General features: G+C 49.2%; 1 protein-coding gene. It reads left to right on the top strand.

The genetic code is table 11. From position 1 onward, the window contains the following. On the top strand, positions 1-727 hold a 727-nt coding region (locus R7093_RS25380; RefSeq protein WP_318147041.1), incomplete at both ends, for an MFS transporter.

The raw sequence follows: 727 nt of genomic DNA, 5'->3' as shown, positions 1-727 counted from the left end.
CAAAATATAGAGTGGATGTTGATGTCTCGTTTGCTACAAGGCTTAGGTGCGTGTGCGACATCGGTAGCAGCCTTTGCAACAGTTCGCGATATTTTCGGCCCAGAGAAAAGCGGCAAGATGATCAGCTACCTTAATGGTGCGATCTGCTTTATTCCGGCACTGGCACCAATCTTAGGTAGCTGGTTAACACAGCAATTCGATTGGCGTGCAAACTTCAGCTTTATGGCTGGTTTTGCGGTTGTCTCAGGAACGTTGATGTTCTTGATGATGAAGGAAACCAACCCTGCAACCGAGAAACAAGCGGTATTCAAAGTAAGTCGTTACTGGTCGGTACTGAGCACGCCATCTTTCATTTTCCACGCGTCACTATGTTTGATGGCCATGGCGGTTATCTTAGCTTACGTGACGTCAGCACCGTCGGTATTGATGACAGGCATGGGCCTTTCAATGAATGAGTTCACATTCTGGTTTGGCATTAACGCGGTCATTAACATCGCTGGTTGTATGTTGGCACCGAAGTTCATGGAACGTTTTGGCACACACAACACGCTTGTGGTTGGTATCTCGACGTTGGCTCTGGCTGGTGTGGTGATGCTGGTGATGAATGGCCAAAACACGGCGCTGTCGTTCATGCTGCCAATCTTTATGTCGTCCGTTGGTTTTGCTTTGATTCTTGGCGGCGCCGCGGGCAAGGCGTTGGAACCATTCGGTGATAAAGCGGGCACAG

It is taken from the genome of Vibrio sp. 1580 (assembly GCF_033340055.1).
This window is presented reverse-complemented; position numbering and strand designations above follow the sequence as displayed.